Consider the following 16,784-nt stretch of genomic DNA (forward strand, 5'->3'; position numbering starts at 1 on the left):
CCCCTGGAACACACGAACACATCTCCCTCTCTCAAGGTCGCATGCCGGAGGTATGCAAGCAGCGTTCTTCAACCCAGCACTCACGCCACCACCTCGATCCGGCTCGTCCCACCCGCACCGCGAATCACCCGCACCTGCGTCGTCAGCCGCTCCTTGAGCAGATCGACATGCGAGATCAAACCGATCGTCTTCCCGCGTGACCGCAGATTCTCCAGCGCGCTCAACGCGATCTCCAGCGTCTCCGAATCCAACGTCCCGAAACCTTCATCAATGAACAGCGAGTCGATGGGATGATGCCTGCTCGCCAACTCGCTCAGCCCAAGCGCCAGCGCCAAGCTCGCTAGGAAACTCTCGCCGCCGGAGAGGCTCTCCATCGGCCGATCCACGTTCGCCTGATACAGATCAACGATCCGCAGGTCCAGCTCATCACCCGGTGCCGCCATCAGACGATAGCGTTCCGCCAGCACCTTTAAATGCTCATTCGCTAAGCCGATGAGCTGCCGCAACGTGAGCGACTGAGCAAAGCGCGAGAACTTCGCGCCATCCGCCGAGCCGATCAGCTCCTTCAACCGGCCCCAGCGCAGCGCCTCGGTCTCGGCGGCTTGCAGCTCGGCTCCACCGGCCTCGCGACGCTTTCGCGCCTCGTCATCATTCTTCACCTGCTGTTCCAGCGAGCCGACTTCGGTGCGTTTGGTCGCGAATTCATCGTTCAAGCGCTTCGCTGCTGTCTCCAGCTCGTTCAAAGCCTCCACGCTGAGCACCGCTTGCGCTTCAAACGGCACTCGACGAAGTTCGAGTTGCTCCAGCTTCGCCTTCGTCGCCGCGATCTGCGTTTGCAGGGTGTTCAGCTTCGTCTCCGCCTCACGCCAGGCTTTCTCCGCCGTCGAAACGCGGGCTTCATGCTGGTGACGATCCTCGCTGAGCGATTGGCCGCCCAGCAACTCGTTCAACTTCGCCTTCAACTCGTCCGACTTGCCTCGCAGCATCACGCCTTCGGCCTTCAGCTCATCGAGCCGCTTCGTCTTCGACGCCTCATCCGCCTTCGCGAGTTGGATCGCGCCTTCGAGCTTCTGCCGATCGCTGAGTTTCTGCGCGGCCTCCTGCTGCTTCTTCGCAAAGACACCCGCCCGCTTGTCCAGCGCATCGATTTCGCGCTCCGCATCGTTCGGCGAAGCAAAGTAGTCCAGTTGCTGCGCAACTGGGGAGGGGACCAGTTGCACAGCAACTGGACTACTTGTCACTGCGCTCCGCTTCTTCGCTTCCTCCGTGCGCCACCCCTCCAACACTCCATCCGTCGGAGCGTCCAGCTCCACGACACTCTTTCGCATCTCCACCACCCGCTTCGTCTCCGCACCCACCTCCGCCTCCACCTTCGCCAGATCACGTTCCAGCGTCGCCAGATCGCGGTTCGCCTTCTCGCATTGCTTCTCCAGCGTCGTGAGCAGCTTTCGCGCGGTTTGAAGCTGCGATTCAAAACTCGCGCTGCTCGTCGCGAACGGATGCTCTTTGGCTCCGCATAACGGACAAGGCTCCCCCGCCTTCAAATCATGCCGGTGCTCGTCAAACCCGGCCACCAGCTCCGCCTGCCGCGTCACCTCGCGTTGGGCTTCGAGAGCCTTCGCGAGCCGCTCCAGCTCGGCGCGATCGGTTTTCGCCTTCGCGGTGCTTTCCGCCGCTTTTTTCGCCAACGCCGCCGCCTGCGTTTCCGCCTCGGTGATCTTCAAATGCAGCGTTTGCGCCTCCGCATGACGCTTCCGGCCTTCAGCCAGCTTTTCAAAGGCCGTGCGCCATTCGCGGACGGCCACGCGCAGTTTCGGCAAACGCTCCGCCAGCTCCGCATCGCCCGCGTTTTGCTTCAGCCAAGCTTCCAGCTCCTCAGCAGCCTTATCATGAGCTTCCAAGGCTTTCTGAGCCGCAGCGCTTCGCGCAACGGCTTCTTTCTTGTCCTTGTTCCATATCTCATAAGTCGCGCGACTCTCGCCGAGCTGCTTTTCGAGCTGATCGCTCTGCGCCGCCAAACCGGCGGCCTGTTCCCACACCGGCTCGCGTTGCGTGCGCTGCTGCTTCGCCTCATCGGCAAGCGCCTTGGTCTTGGAAACCTCTGCGGTGGCCTCCACCTGCGATTTTTTGAGCTGCTGCTCCGTCTCGGCGAGCTTCGTGAGTTCGGCGACGATGGACGCGTGCTCGCGTTGATCGTGCCATTGCTTCGTCGCGGCCTGGCTTTCGGTGGTGAGGCGTTCGGCGGTCGTGCGGGTCTCGGTGAGGTCGGTTTCCAGCTTCGTGCGTGCCTCGTCATCCAGCATCGTCACCGCGCCGAGACTGGCTTTGAGCTGCTTCACCTGCTCGTCCTTCTGGCGATGTGTCTCGTAGGCCAGCACGGACAGATCGCTGTAGATCTCGGTGCCCGTGATCTTCTCCAGCAGCTCCGCCCGCTCATTCGGCTTCGCCTTCAAAAACGCCGCGAACTGTCCCTGCGCGAGCAGCACGGAGCGCATGAAGCGGTTGTAATCCAGTCCGGTGAGCGATTCGATCAGCGGATCGACCTCGCGACCCTTGTCGGCGAGGATCTCGCCCGTCGTGGCATCCGCCAGCGTGCGCTGCACAGGTTTGAGATTGCCCGTCTTCGTCTTCCCCAGCCGCCACGTCGCGCGGAGCTTGCGCCCGCCCGTCTCAAAGTCCACTTCGGCAAAACACTCCGCCGTATGTCGGCTCATCATCTCATCCGCCTTGTCATTCCCGTAACGCGCCGCGCGGCCATACAGCGCCAGTGTCATAGCATCCAGCAACGTCGATTTCCCCGCGCCCGTCGGCCCCGTGATCAAGAACACGCCCGCCGCGCTCAACGGAGCCGCATCAAACCGCACCTCATGCGTCCCGCTGAGCGAGTTGAGGTTCTGGAGTCGGACGGCGAGGAGGCGCATGGCTGAGATCAGAAAGAGGGCTATTCGGCTCTTTCGCGTTCGTATTCGGCACGATAGCCTGCTAGCACATCAATGGACTGCTTGAGCAGTAACTTTCCGCCTCGACGAGCAAACCGAAGGAAAGTGCCATCAATCTCAACCGACCACTTTCCGCTCGGTGTCATCGAAGGATCGAGTATGTCCCATTTCCCTGCCGAATCCGCCAAACGATGTGGATCGCGTTCAGGCATAGATTTCGCCACGAACGTTCCATCGAGATTGAACTGGATCAAACACTCTACAAAAGCTGGACTGCCTGCGCTCTTAAGGAATCCGTCAGGCAGCTTTTTGCATTTCCACAACCCAACAAGCTCTGTTGCAGCGGGTTTCGATGTCACGGAGTCATCACACGAAGTCAATATCATCAAGAGTGAAGCGCAGAGCAGTTTGGCGATGGATGTCCGTTTCATAAAGTCTTTGAATTACAGTATCACTTTCTCCTCCCTCAACGCCAGCAGCTCATCAAACACGGCGGTGAGTTCGTCGCCTTCGATCTGCTTTTCCTGGAGCAGTTCGCGGAAGACGTCGCGGGGCTGGAGGTCGTGGAGGGTGGGGGCGGTGGATTGCCAGGGGGCGGTTTCGGAGACGGGGAGGTCGGCGAGGACTTTCAATACCTCGAATCGGCCAACAGCGGCTTCGCGGACTTGGCGGTCGAGATCGGGCTCGGGGGCATCGAGCTTCACGGTGACTTCGGCCCAAGCTGTGGCGGGCACGTTGGCGAGATCGGCGGCGAGGGTGGCGCGGTTTGCTTTCACGCGGACGAGGGCGCGGGTGGTGGGGATGGGAAGAAGTTTTACACCGCAGAGAGGGGGAGAACGCAGAGATGTTTTTTTTGAAGAAGAACTCTGCGTTCTCCCCCTCTCTGCGGTGCAAGCCTCTGGCTCTGTGTCGATGATGACGACGGACTTCGCATCGGCGGCCTCGGAGAAGCTGAGGGGGATGGGGGAGCCGCTGTAGCGGATGGTTTCATTGCTGGCGACCTTTTGCGGGCGATGAAGGTGACCGAGGGCGGTGTAGCCGAAGCCGTCGAAGATGTCCGCGCCGACGGAGCCGAGGTTGCCGATGTGGATGTCGCGCTCGCTGTCGCTGGTGGTGGCACCGAGGACGGTGAGGTGGCCCATGGCGATGACGGGGCGGCCGTTCGCGATCTCGCGGCAGGCGGCGAGCTGCGCGGCGTAGTGGGCGCGGATGGCGGCGCGGACTTGCTCATGCACAGTGGCGAGTGTTTCACCAGGGGCAGCCTGGCGGAGGTCGCGCTCGCGCAGGAAGGGCACGGCGGCGACGACCGCGCCGCCGAGATCGACGACGTTGTCACCGGCGTGGCCGAAGACATGGACCTCGAAGCGGCGGAGCAGCTCGCGCGGGGCGTTGAGGTGGGAGGCGGAGTCGTGGTTGCCGCCGGTGATGACGGCCTTCACCGTTTGGAGGTCGGCGAGGCGCTTCAGGAAATCGAAGTAGAGCGCGACGGCATCCTGCGGCGGGTTCGCGGCGTCGAAGACATCGCCACTGAGCAGCAGCGCGTCGATTTTTTCGCTGCGCAGCGTGTCGATGAGCCAGTCAAGAAAGGCGACTTGCTCCGGCAGGCGGTCACGCTCGACGAGTCGAGCGCCGAGATGCCAGTCTGCGGTGTGGAGGATGCGCATGCGCCGTGAACTAGGCGGGAATGCCTCAGTGCGCAATGATCGGCAGCAGCAGGCACGCTGCGCTGGCTGGATCAGTTTCGGTTCAGCAGCTTCTTCACCTCATCTTCGGAGTAGGCGCTCTTCTTTCCGCCTTTGTCACCGTAGTTCTCGATGATGAGGGGGGCCTCGGGCGTGCCTTTGGAGCGGGTGAGGGCGGAGCCGGTTTTGAAGATGTTGTCGCCACTGTTGAAGGTGGAGCCGCCATCACGGGACTGCTGGCCGCCGAGACGGGACTGGCTCGTTTTGAAGGCGCCATCCATGCCGGAAGGTTGTTTGTCTCCCAGCGCGTAGGTCATGTCAGCGCCTCGTGCCTGCGATTTGCCGAACCCGCTCTGGTTGGTCTTGAACTGCTTCTGCCCGGCATACGCATCGCCGCCGTTGAAGCTTTTGGAGTGATGCATCTGCTTCTGAAAATAAGCGCCCGCAGAACCGCCCTTCGCCGTTTTGGGATCGGTGATGTATTTCTCAAACGAACTGCGCTGACTGGCGTCCGGTTTCAGCATGGCACGCTGCGAGAGCTTCATCTCCGAGGGAGCTATGTTCTTCTTCTTCGTGCTGGAGCACTGGCACAGCACAAGGCCTGCGCTGACGCAGATCAGAAGTCGCACGGGCTGGTTCATGGCTGGGGGGTGGTTTTGGCGGAGGGCTGACGTGTGAGGAAGAGGATTTCCTTCTTCACCGCACCAGGCAGATGGAACTTCGGCAACTCCGTCTCGATGCCCGCTAGTTTGCCCCAGCTTTGGTAGAGTTCAAAGATCAGTTTCGCGGACTCGTTCGGCATCGCCCAGTTCATGCGCATGAGGAATGCCTCCGCAGTGTCAAACTCACGCTGGCGGACGAGGAATCGTGCATGCGCGGCGAACAACTCCGGCTGCAAGGCCGCGGTGCCTTCCAAGCGTTGGAGAGCCGCGGCGAACAGCTCGCTGGCGAGACCTGCATGGCCGGTGTCCTCAAAGGCGCGTGCCCAATCCACGGTCTGCGCGCCGCCGGGGAAGGGGAGGCGGAAGGTCTCGCTGAAAAGCTCCTGCACCGTCGCTTCATCGTTCAGTGCATGCGCCACACGCACAGCGAGCGGCAGTTTGCGCCCCTGCTCGCGCAAGGTGGGGATGCCCGCCACGATCTCGCACGCATCCCAGGCCCAGGCGGCACGGCCTGCGGCCAGCATGGCTTCGGCGGCGAGTTCGATGCAGAGCCGGTCTTTTTCCTCAACCTTCTGCCAGGCGTGAATGAAATCAGCCTGCGCGGTGGCGGGCAGTTTCGCGGAGAAGGCGCTCAAGGCCAGCGCCGCGAGAGGACGGTCCGCGCCTGCACGCGCCTCGGTGCGCAGGATGGCAGCCCAGCCTGCGGCGTGTTTGCCGGACGACTGCGTTCGCAGCCACGCATGCATGTCCTTGAGCGTGTCACGATCCCGTGTTGAAGCGCGGAACAACGCGGCAATCTGCGCGCGTCCCCGCTCCGGTGCCCAGTTGGCGTCCACGGCGAGCACCTTGAGCAGTTCCAGCCGCAGGGTGAAACGCTCATGATCACCTTTGATCGTGCGGTCGGCCTGTGTGAGCAGATTGAGCGCCTCGGCGGCCCGGTTCTGCGTGCGCAGTCCTGTGGCGAGCGCCACCACGCAGGGCAGCGATTTGCGTTCGACACACAGCGTCATCAGGTCACGCACGTCATTCCAGTCACCCGTGGACGTGGCGATCTGGCAGCGCAGCTTCAGCACCTCCTGCGCCACGGGATCGAGCGGCTCCGCCAGCGGCACCTCACGCAGTACTTTCAAAGCGGCCTGAGGCTGCGCGAGGCGTTGCAGGATCTGCCCGCGATGCAAACTCGCCTCGATGTCGAGATCGGTGCCGGCCTGATCATTCGCCACGTAAGCGGCGTGCAGGCGGTCCCACGCGGAGAGCGCGGCCTTGTCGTCCTGCATGCGCTCCAGCAGCAAGCCCAGCTCACGCAGGTAGGAGATCTCGTGCGGGCGGCGGCGCTCGAGCACCTGTGAGAACTGCTCGCGGAAGCCCTGGCGGCGCAACTCGTCCACGTTGAAATCACGCGCGAGGAACAGCGCGTATTTTTCGCGCAGCGTGTCATCGCCAGGTTGTGGCGGCTTGAGCGGCGGCTCGGCCAGCAGCAGCTTGAGCGCAAAGCTCAGCCCGGGTTCGATCTCCATCGCGTTCTCACAGACGCGCAGCATCCAGATGGCGTAATCGGGATTCGAAGGCGCACGATCCGGCAGCATGCTGTACACGCTGATCGCCTCGCGGGCCATGCCCACGGTCTCCAGCCGGCTGCCGAGATTTCCCAACGTGTCCACCGAGTGCTCAGTGCGCAGATCCACCGCCGCCAGATGCTCGCGGATCAGCCGTTTCCGCGTGGGATAATCAACTTCGCGCAGCCTGCCGAGCAGCTCGCTGATGCGCCATTCGCCGAACTCTGAATCCGAGCGCGGGCCGAGCATTGTAGCGCCGTATTTTCGAGTGAGGGTGGCGTTCGCGCTGTTCACTACGCCGCCGAGGCCCTGCTGGATCATGAGCGCCTGGATCTCCCGCGTTTCCTCCCACAGGCTGCGCAGATGCAGCGGCTCTTCATATCGCGACGATGCCTGCGGGACCAGGCTGCCCTTCGACTCCACCATGTCGCGCTGTGCCACGAACGGACCTGAAAGGAACCGCCCCAGCGTCTCGGCACCTTTAAGTTCCGCGCCCGCCAGGCCCGCCACGGCGGCTTTGCGGATCGAAGTCATCGCAGAAGGCCGCGTGCGTTGCAGTCTGCTCCAGGCATCACGCAGCGCCTCCTCGCGTTCCTGCTCCGAGCCTGCCATGCGGCTCAGTGACGTGAGACTCAGCAAAAAGGGATCGTAGGTCGTGCGATAGTTTTCCGCCGCCACCGGGCCGCGCACCGCCGCGTCCAGGTAGCGCCGCGCCAGATCCCAGCGCTCCGCGCTTTCCGCGATGCGTGCGAGGAACAGCGAGTAATCCATCTCCATCTCGGGCGAGTTGCGCGGCAGGCTCTCGCCCAAGGCCAGCGCCTCGTCGTAGCGCTGCTTGTCCTGCAGCTTGCGCGTCAGTTCCACGATCACCGCGTTGCGCAGCACACGTGACTCACCCAGCACGCGCAGGTCCTCCGCACGGTAGCGGAAGTCCGTCACATCCGCCAGCATCGAAACACACGCCTGCAATGTCTCGGCGCGCGCTTTCAACACTTCGGGCGACCATCCCTTCTCACCCGCCCATTGCACCGCCTCTGCCATCCCACGGCTGCGCAGTGACAACCAGACCATGGAAAACTGCGCCTCCAGCGTGCTCGTGTCTGGCAGCACCTTCTTCAGCACGACGCGAAACTCCACGCCCGCGCCTGCATAATACAGAGCCCACAGTTTTTCCACGACGTTGGCCTTCGCATCCTCGCTCCACTGCTTGATCCACGTGCTCAAACCGTCGCCGCCATGCGCGCTTCGCAGCTTTGCCAGCTCCTCGATCGCACGCAGCCGCACCAGCGCCGCATCCTCCGGCAGCTCGGCAAATTCCGCGCGCGGCTGGCCCAGGAATGCGCGCAGCGTGTCCAGTTCCTTGCGATCCAGGCCCGGCGCGAAATCCAGCAGCGACACCAGATCACCCGTGGTCACGCCACTGCCCGTGCGCCGTGTGTCCGTCAGTGGCAACGGCGCGCGCACGCCGCTCATCGGATAGCTGCGCGACTTCACCGGCGCGGCCAGCACCGCCTGCAATTGCCGCTCTGCTTCCGCCTCATCTGCGAAACGCAGGCACTTCAGCGCCAGCCGCAGCAGCGCACGTCCATCCCACGCCCTCACCCGCGCCATCTGCTCATACACACGACGCTCCGCCTCGTCCTGCCCGGTGGTTTGATAATACTTCGCCAGTTCCTCCAGCGCCGAGGCATCTTGTGCGAAGCGGCTCTCCAGCCGACGGCGCACACGATCCGCCTCCGCGATCTGAAACGTCTGCTCCAGCAGTTCCACCAGCCGTCGAGTTTCCGCCGCCACCTCCTTCGGCGGGGCCGCCGCCGCGATCTGTTTTTGAAAATAAACCGCCGACTTCACATCCGCCACCTTCAGCGCCGCATCACGCAATTGATCCAGCGAAAACGGCGTGTCCGGGGCCGTGTAATACGCCTGCTTCATGCTCGCGAACGCCTTCACGTGATCCCCGCCGCGCTCAAACACCTGCGCCAGCGCCTCATGGTAGAAACCGTCGAACGGATGCCGCTGCACACGCTCCAGCAGCGCGCGCTCCAGCAGCTTCAGGCGGTCACGCGCCACGCTCGGGGCCAATTCGCCGCCGCTCGCGTCCGAAAACGTCAGCCGGTCGATGCAGCGCCGCAGCACCTCGCGCCGACGCTTCACATCTGTCTCACGCTCGAGAATCTGCGCCTGCACCTCCACATGCTCCGGGATGCGATGCTGCCGCAACAAAATGTCCGCGTAACTCTCCAGCAGCGGCATCGCCGCCGGGCCTTCCACACGTTTCACCGCCTGCTTCCACAGTGCCAGCGCATCCTCAGGACGCCGTTGCAGGAAATAAATCTGCGTCAGCGCCGAGAGAAGCTGTCCTGACTCTGGAAACTCGCGATGCACAAGCTCCAGCAGCTTCGCCGCCTCGACGCCCGGCCGGGGCAGCGGCGTGTTGCTCTTCCAGCCGGGGTTGCTCGTCTCCGCATCCGCTCGGCGTTCCGACTCCATCAGCAGTTCCGCCAGCCGCAGCGTGTAACGAATGCGTCCTGAGACATCCAAGTCCGACAAGCGACGCAACTGCCGCTCCATCAAGGCCGCGTTCTCATCCGCCTGCGCCAGATCCAGCTTCAATTGCTCCGCCATCAGCGACACCGGGCGCTCCTTCTTCGTCACCGGATCATACTCCAACCGGTGCAGCAGGTCATACGCGTCCTCGAACTGACCGATCCGCAGCGCCCACCAAAAACCGCGAAACCCGGCTGCTTGGGCTTCCTTCGATTTGAAGTCGCTGTTCTTCGCCGTCGCGATCAGTTTCTGTGCAAACTCCATCACACGCTCCGGCAGCTTCTCTCGCTTAGGCCCTTCGCCTTCATCACTGGCAAAACCCGTGCCGGTGAACGCATCCGGCAGTTTGAATTCCCCGCTCGTCACCGGTTTGGCCGCCGCTTTTTGATCGCCCATCAAAATGGAAAGAAGGCGTTCATCCACATCCACGCGCTCCTCGTCCGTCGTGCTCGCATGCCAGGCTTTTTCCACCCATTCAGCCGCCTCTTCATTCTCACCCTGCTCTGCAAGCAGTTCCGCCAGCCGCAGCCATGCTTCACGGCCCGCGCTTGGCTTGGAAACCGCCTCACGCGCCAGGATGATCGCGCTGTCGAGGTTGTTGCTCGCGGCGAGGAAGGATGACGCGTCGCTCAGCCGTTTCTGCCGCTCCTCCTCCGTTGCCGCGCCGTTGGTGAATTCGCGCAGCAGCTTGTCCTCTGCCACCACATCGCGCCGCGCGCGGAAAAACGCCGCCAGATCGAAGACCGCCTCGGCCTTCTGCGGATCACGCGTCACACGGGCACGCAGGATTTTCTCGATCACCGCGTCCAGTGCCCGCGTCTGCGCAAACACGAGAACCTGCTTCTCCACATCCAGATTGTCCTGCATTTCGAGCAGGCTGATCAGCCGTTTCACCGCGCTTTCCGCATCACCACCGCGCAAATCCGCCTCGCAGCGCAGCAGCACGATCGCCGTAAGGTCGCTGCCATCATTTTTGAGCCGTTCATCCAGCAGTTTCGCTGCTTCCACGGCTCCTTCGTGATCCAGCAGCGCCCGCACCAGCTCCCAGCGGTAATTCTCCACCTGCGGCACCGTCTTCACCAGCTCGCGCAGCCAGCGCAGATGCTCGTCCAGATCGACCGTGAACTCAAAAAAACGTGCCGCGTCGAACAACGCCTGCTCCGAGGGCGGTGTGGCTTTCGCCGTCGTCACCAGCGCCTTCTGCAAATCCTCCAGCGCCCCAAACCGCTCATGCAGCCGCACCCGGCGGCGAAAGAAGTCGAGATAACGACCATCACGGAAATGCAGCAGCGCCAGACCGTCTTTGAGTGCCTGGTCCGCCTTCGGAAACTGGTCCGCGTGCTCGTAGATGCGCGCCAGATCGTACAGCGCGTCCAGTTTGCGCTGGGGGTCTTTTTGATCCGCCAGGGCAGAGAAGAAACTTGCCGCCCGCTCTGGAAACCCGGCCTGCAATAGCAACTGCGCCACCTGCCGTGCCAGCTCGATGTCCTGCGGCTTCAATTGAGCAGCACGCTCATACGCATCCGCCGCCTCGGCGTTCTTGCCGCCCGCCAGCGCCATGCCACCCAGCTCGATCCACATCAGCGGTCCCTGCGGATCATCGGGTGACACCAGTTCCGCCGCCTTCTTGATCAGCGTGAACGCCGTCGCAGGATCAGACAGCTCACGCGCCACCGCCGCGCGTGATTGCAGCAAGGTCAGGTTCTTTCCATCCGCCTTGAGCAGTTCGTCATACAGCTTCGCCGCCTGCTTCAAATCACCGCTGCGCCGGATCAGATGCGCCTCCACCAGCTTCACCGCCGGAAAGTTCGACGACTTCGCCTGCTTCGAGACGTTTTCGACGAGCAGCTTCGTCGCGTCGTGTTTCTCGTACAGCGTCCACAGCAAATCCAGGACGCGGCCGTATTCCGGCTGCTGAACGAGAAGCGACAGATACTCGTTTGCCAGCCGCGTCTCGCGCTCCGACCACGCCTTGTCCGCCGTTTGCGCATGAACGTTCAGTGCCAATGCCAGCGCCAGCGTCCCCACAAGACGCCTGAATCCCATCAACTGGCCTGCGATGCACGGCATAAACTTCACCCTTCGATCATAAACGCCTTTGCCACCAGAGCCAAGGGGCAAGAACTTGTCGGAGCGGTCACTGCAGGTGCTTCGCGAACTCCGGCTCCACCTTGCGCAATTCCTCGGCAATGATCTTCGCGATGATCGCCGCTCCATGCTCGTTCAGGTGGGCACCGTCGGTTCCGTTTGTGTAGACCCCGCCTTTTTTGGAAGGCGGATTGAAGGCGGCTGACCGGAAGGGGCCGAGCTGGTTGTGCAAAGCGACGCTGCGGGTGAAAAGATCGACGAGCGGAATTTCCCGCTCGGCGGCGACTTTCGCGGCAGCGTCGGCCCAGGGCTTCAGCTCGCCGCGAATTTTGTCCTTGCTGAAGGTCCGGCGGGTGAGCGAGGTGATGAGGATGGGTTTCGCGCCGATGGCGCGGGCTTCCGCAATGTAGCGGATCAAATTCTGGCGGTAAGTCGTCGCGGGGTCGGTTGCGTGGTTCGGCCCTTTGCCGGGCATGTCGTTGTGACCGAACTGGATGAGGACGTAGGCGGGTTTGGCGTCGATGACCTTCTTCCAATTGCCGGAGTCGCGGAAACTTTTGCTGCTCTGGCCGCCGTCGGCGAAATTGATGCATTCAGCATAGGGACCCAGCAGTTTCGTGAAAGCAGCGCCCCAACCGGCTCTGTCGGTGACGGTGCCGTCACCGACGAGAGCGACACGTGTTTTGGTTTCGGCGGTGTGGCCGATCGTGAAACTGAAAAGGGCAGCGAGAAGGCAATGGCGAAGCATGGGCGAGTTAACGCCCGATCTTCTGCCATCTCGCACGGCGGATGCTGCGGCCCATGTGGAGCCAGTCCTGCTCGAAATCAGTGGTGGTGTAGAAGAAAGCGTCGTCGGGCCAGTCGAGGCGGATGAACTGATGCGTGCGTGACTCGAAACTGGCGAGGGCGTCTTCGAAGTAAGGCTGATCGTCGGTCTTGAGGAGGAATTCACCGTCGGGGATGAGGATGCGATGCAATCCATCCAGGAACTCGCTTTGATTCACGAGGCGGCGCGACGCGTGGCTCTTCTTCGGCCACGGGTCGGGACAGAGCAGGTGCAGGCGGCTCACGCTCGCAGTCGGCAACAGCCAGCCGACGGTGTAGGCACTTTCGAGGCGCATGATACGGGCGTTCGGGAGCTGCATGCGCTCGATTTTGCGCATGGTTTTATCCACACGGCCGAGCATGCGCTCCACACCGAGGAAATCGCACTCAGGATGCTGCGCGGCCATGCCGGTGATGAAGGTGCCGTCACCGCAACCGAGGTCGATCTCGAGCGGGCGGGTGGGGTCGGGGAAGATCTCGGCGGGAGTGAGTTCGCGGAAGTAATCGGGCGGGGTGAAAAGGGCGGGCATTCAGGGTACGTTGTTCATGTTTCAGCGTGAGAGAAAGTTTTTGTCACGCTGAAGCGTGAACAACGTACCATGCGGCATGTATCGTTGGCGAAGACTTTCAGAGGAAGATCGCGCTGGGTTGCTTCAATGGCGGCAGCAGTTGAGGCGACCGTGGCATAGTCCGCCGCACTTCGTGGAGGGACCGGCATTGTTTCACCTGACGGCGGCATGTTATGAGCATGCGGATGTGATCGGCGCATCGTTGGAGCGCATGCGTCAGTTCTCCGAGGCTCTGTTGCAGACGCTGGAGGAACTCAAAGCCGTGGTTCATGCCTGGTGCGTGCTGCCCAATCATTATCACCTGTTGCTGAAGGTGCCTGAATTGAAGGATGTGATCGCCTCGCTCGGACGTCTGCATGGCCGTACCTCGCATGCCTGGAACGGTGAGGATAATCTGCGGGGAAGAAAAGTTTGGTCCGCACCTGCCGACCGACTCATTCGCAACGACGATCATTTCTGGGCCACGATGAACTACATCCACCATAACCCAGTGAAGCATGGGTATGTGGAGCAGTGGCAGGACTGGCCGTTTGGCAGTGCGGAGAGCTTTTTGGAAGATGTCGGGCGTGAAGAGGCGCTTCGTATTTGGAGGGCCTATCCCGTGCTGGATTACGGGAAGGGCTGGGATGATTGAGGTACGTTGTTCACGCTTCAGCGTGAGAACGCTCTCATCACGCTGACGCGTGAACAACGTACTCATTCCACCACCATCTCACCTTTCATCACCAGCCAGTGGCCGGGGAAGGTGCAGATGTAGGGGTAGCTGCCTTTGGCGGAGGGAGCGGTGAAGCGGAGGGTCTCGCTGTCGCCTTGATTGAGCATCTTGGTCTTGTGCAGGATCTTCGGGCTGTCGGGGATGAAGCCTTTGGCGAGGCCGTCGGGCGTTTTGGCCATTTCGTTGCCGGCCATGCCAACTTCATCGGCGGCACCGGGCTGGACGATGAGGAGGTTGTGCGGGGTGACGTCGGGATTTTCGAAAACGAGTTTCACGGGAGCGCCGGGCTTCACCTTGAACTCGCGCAGGTCGTAGAGCAGGCGCTCGGGGATGGTCTTGATAGTGAGGGTTTGCAGGCCGGGCTGGGCGTCGAAGGGATCGGGCTTCTCGGCCTTCTTCTTTTTGGCGAGCTGCGCAGGTTTCTTCGGCTCGCTGTCTTCGAGGAATTTTACCAACTCGGGATGCTGCTGCATGAAGGCAGCGTTGCCCTTCCAAAGCGGCTGCAGCGTGTGGCTGTCGAGCGAGGTGCGCAGCGCGTAAGTGAGATAGCTGTCCATCGGATGCTTCAGGAGGTCGAGTGCGGCATCCAAGGCCTCCGGCGTGCCGATGTAACTCGCCGCGATGGCTGCTTCGAGGCGGACGAGACCGCTGGGGTCGTTCGAGGCAGTTGTTAGAAGAAGATGAGGCCAATTGATAAAGTCTCTCAGATGCCTGATATGGCGAGTAGCAGCAGCGCGAGCTAATGGACTTGCCATCTCCTTGAGAAGCCGATTCATAGGCGAGGTCGTCAGTTCAAGCGCTTTGATTGGAAATGGCCCGGTTCGGTAAACCTCCAGAAAGCCACTCCACCCAAGCGCCCACATCAACTCGGTTTGAAGATGTTCATTTGCGAGGTCGTCTTCTGATCGCTTGTTCAACCAGTCTTTGGTCGCGTTCACTGTTTGATAAGCTGGTTGTCTCTCCCGCAACTCCACCTTCGCGCGATACCGAGTGCGGTAGTTCTCGCTTTTCAGCAGGTCGAGCAGTTCGGGGATGCTCGCACCGGCGATCTTTGGCGCTTCTTCGAGCTTTTGATTCTTCGCGGTGATGCGCCAGATGCGACCGCTCTTTTTGTCGCGGCGGGTGTCGCGGAGGGAGTATTGCATGTGGCCTTTGACGGGGTTGTACCAGTCGGCGACGTACATCGCGCCGTCGGGGCCTTGCTGGATGTCCACGGGGATGAAGCTGAGGTTCGTGCTCTGGAAGACGATGCCGACTTTCTTTTCTTCGAAGTGCGTGTCGTGCTCCACCCACTCGTGCAGCTCGACTTCGTTGGTGGGCTTGTAGCGGACGCGCATGAAGTGTTTTTTGTCGCGCAGGTCTTTGGGCCAGTGGCTGCTGGTGAGGAATTCCTGGCCGCAGGTGCCGCTGTAGGCGGGGAAGTAGTTGCCGGCGGGGATGTGGATGTCGGGGTAGGGCGGATTGAGCGCATGGACGGCGCTGGCGAAGACGGGATGGCTGCCGACGTGGAAGCCCCAGTCGTCGAAGGTGATGCCCCAGGGGTTCGTGCTCATGTAACTGCCAAAGGCGAGCAGGCGGCCGGTGGCGGGCGTGTAGCGGAAGAAGCTGCTCTCGCGGGCGCGGACGGGGCCGTAGGGCGTCTCGACCTGGCTGTGATGGAAGATGCTCTCGCGGAAGATGAGATCGCCCTCGGGGCTCCAGACGAAGTCGTGCAGCGCGTGGTGGCTGTCCTCGGTGCCGAAGCCGGTGAGGAGTTTTTCGCGGTGGTCGGCCTTGCCGTCGCCATCGGTGTCTTTGAGGAAGGTCAGGTGCGGCTGGTCGGAGACGAAGACGCCGCCGTTGCCGAACTCGAAGCTGAGCGGGATAGCGAGTTTGTCCGCCCACACCCTGCATTTGTCCGCGCGGTGGTCGCCGTTGGTGTCTTCGAGGATGAGGATCTTGTCCTGCGGGGCCTCGCCGGGCATGATTTGCGGGTAGGTGGTGCTCGTGCTGACCCACAGGCGGCCTTTGGCATCAAAGCGGATGGCGATGGGCTTCACGAAGAGGTCCGGGAAGTCTTCTTCGGAGGCGAAGAGGCTGACTTCGAAGCGGGGGTCAATCTTGAAGGCGGCGAGTTCAGCGGCGGGGGAGAGCCATTCGTTGATGGGACGGTCGCCGGTGATCACAGGAAGGGGGGTATCGTCCACAGATTTCGCAGATTGGAGCTTGGATTTTAAATCTGCTGAATCTGTGAAATCTGCGGATGTCCAGATGAGGCGGTCGCGGGCTTCGGTCATCTGGAGCAGCTTCTTCAACTCGCCGGGGAAGTTCACCACGCCATACGGCTCCATGCGGCCGCCTTTGATGTAGAAGTAGTTCAGCGGGCGGTAGTGCTGGAAGAATTTGTTTTCCTTCTCCACCACCGCCGCGCGGACGGCTTCGTTAAGCTTGGGGGCGGTTTCCTGCGTGAGCTGGTTGTAGAGTCGTTCGCCGAAAGCGAGATAGCCTTCGACATTCAAATGGACGCCGTTGGTCGTTTTGGGTGCCAAATCGGTGAAAACATCCGCAAAGCCGACGCCTTCGGCTTTCGCCACTTTTTTCATCGCCTCGGTGTAGAGTTTGATCTGGGCATTGAGATGCTCATGCGGCTTCTCAGCGGCTGTCGGAGACACTAGTACGATCTGCGGCGCGGTCTTGCCGTTGTAGCGATGGCTCTTCAACTCGATGAGGAAGGCTTTCAGCAGCGTCTCAAACTCCGCGACACTCTTCTCGCCCTTGAACGACTCGTTGAAGCCAAAGGCGGCGAGGATGACATCCGCTTTATGCTCGGTGAGGTGCTGATTGAGATCGCCAAAGCCGTCAGGGCGGGGGCGCAGGGCCACTTCATCGGCGGACCAAGATAGATTGCGCACGATGAGCTTTTCTTTGGCGAAACGCTGGTGCAGGAGCGCCTCGAACTGGCCGTAATCGCGCATACGGTCGAAGAGGGAGTTGCCGATGAGGGCGATGCGGGTGCCTGGCTTCAACTCCAGCGGAAGCTGGGACAAAGCGGAGAGCCAAGGGCCAAGGGCGAAGAGAAGGAGAAGGCGCTTCATGGAGTGGATGGCCATTCCCGCATGAAACGGAGAAACCGGACGGGAAATGAGCGAAGCGTGAACGGTTCGCGAAGCGCATGGCTTTCCTTGAGCGTTGAGGCGGGCTGTTTAAAGTGTGCACGCCGAC

At 61.8% G+C, this 16,784-nt stretch carries 9 protein-coding genes; 1 reads left to right on the plus strand and 8 read right to left on the minus strand.

All coding sequences use genetic code 11. The annotated features are described in order from the left end of the window. Positions 1-80: 80 nt before the first annotated feature. From U1A53_RS09910 to trmB, 7 genes are all read right to left on the minus strand, one after another. Complete coding sequence (locus tag U1A53_RS09910; protein WP_322280507.1) at positions 81-2,921, minus strand: AAA family ATPase; 2,841 nt, start codon at positions 2,919-2,921, stop codon at positions 81-83. Positions 2,922-2,941: 20 nt separating this feature from the next. Then, positions 2,942-3,370 (minus strand): hypothetical protein, encoded by a 429-nt coding sequence (locus U1A53_RS09915; protein ID WP_322280508.1) that lies wholly within the window; start codon positions 3,368-3,370, stop codon positions 2,942-2,944. Between the two features lie 12 nt (positions 3,371-3,382). Continuing rightward, on the minus strand, positions 3,383-4,603 hold the full coding sequence (locus U1A53_RS09920) for an exonuclease SbcCD subunit D C-terminal domain-containing protein (protein WP_322280509.1): 1,221 nt from the start codon (positions 4,601-4,603) through the stop codon (positions 3,383-3,385). Between the two features lie 71 nt (positions 4,604-4,674). After that, positions 4,675-5,262: a hypothetical protein gene (locus U1A53_RS09925; protein WP_322280510.1), complete on the minus strand. Its 588-nt coding sequence runs from the start codon at positions 5,260-5,262 to the stop codon at positions 4,675-4,677. Beyond that, positions 5,259-11,456: a hypothetical protein gene (locus U1A53_RS09930; protein ID WP_322280511.1), complete on the minus strand. Its 6,198-nt coding sequence runs from the start codon at positions 11,454-11,456 to the stop codon at positions 5,259-5,261. The genes U1A53_RS09925 and U1A53_RS09930 overlap by 4 nt, the downstream gene beginning before the upstream one ends. 67 nt (positions 11,457-11,523) lie before the next feature. Continuing rightward, a complete protein-coding gene (locus U1A53_RS09935; protein WP_322280512.1) occupies positions 11,524-12,222 on the minus strand; it encodes an SGNH/GDSL hydrolase family protein in 699 nt (232 codons plus the stop codon). Between the two features lie 7 nt (positions 12,223-12,229). Continuing rightward, positions 12,230-12,829, minus strand: coding sequence for a tRNA (guanosine(46)-N7)-methyltransferase TrmB (trmB, locus tag U1A53_RS09940; RefSeq protein ID WP_322280513.1), 600 nt, complete (start codon positions 12,827-12,829; stop codon positions 12,230-12,232). A gap of 172 nt (positions 12,830-13,001) precedes the next feature. Here trmB and U1A53_RS09945 point away from each other — a divergent pair, with 172 nt between their 5' ends. After that, the gene (locus tag U1A53_RS09945) at positions 13,002-13,502 is read left to right on the plus strand and encodes a transposase (RefSeq protein ID WP_322281234.1); all 501 of its coding nucleotides are present in this window, start codon (positions 13,002-13,004) and stop codon (positions 13,500-13,502) included. A 62-nt stretch (positions 13,503-13,564) separates the two neighbouring features. Here the strand turns inward: U1A53_RS09945 and U1A53_RS09950 are convergent, their stop codons facing one another. Continuing rightward, the gene (locus tag U1A53_RS09950) at positions 13,565-16,657 is read right to left on the minus strand and encodes a PVC-type heme-binding CxxCH protein (protein ID WP_322280514.1); all 3,093 of its coding nucleotides are present in this window, start codon (positions 16,655-16,657) and stop codon (positions 13,565-13,567) included. Positions 16,658-16,784 lie beyond the last annotated feature (127 nt).

The organism is Prosthecobacter sp., from assembly GCF_034366625.1.
In the GTDB taxonomy this organism is placed as follows: Bacteria; Verrucomicrobiota; Verrucomicrobiia; order Verrucomicrobiales; family Verrucomicrobiaceae; genus Prosthecobacter.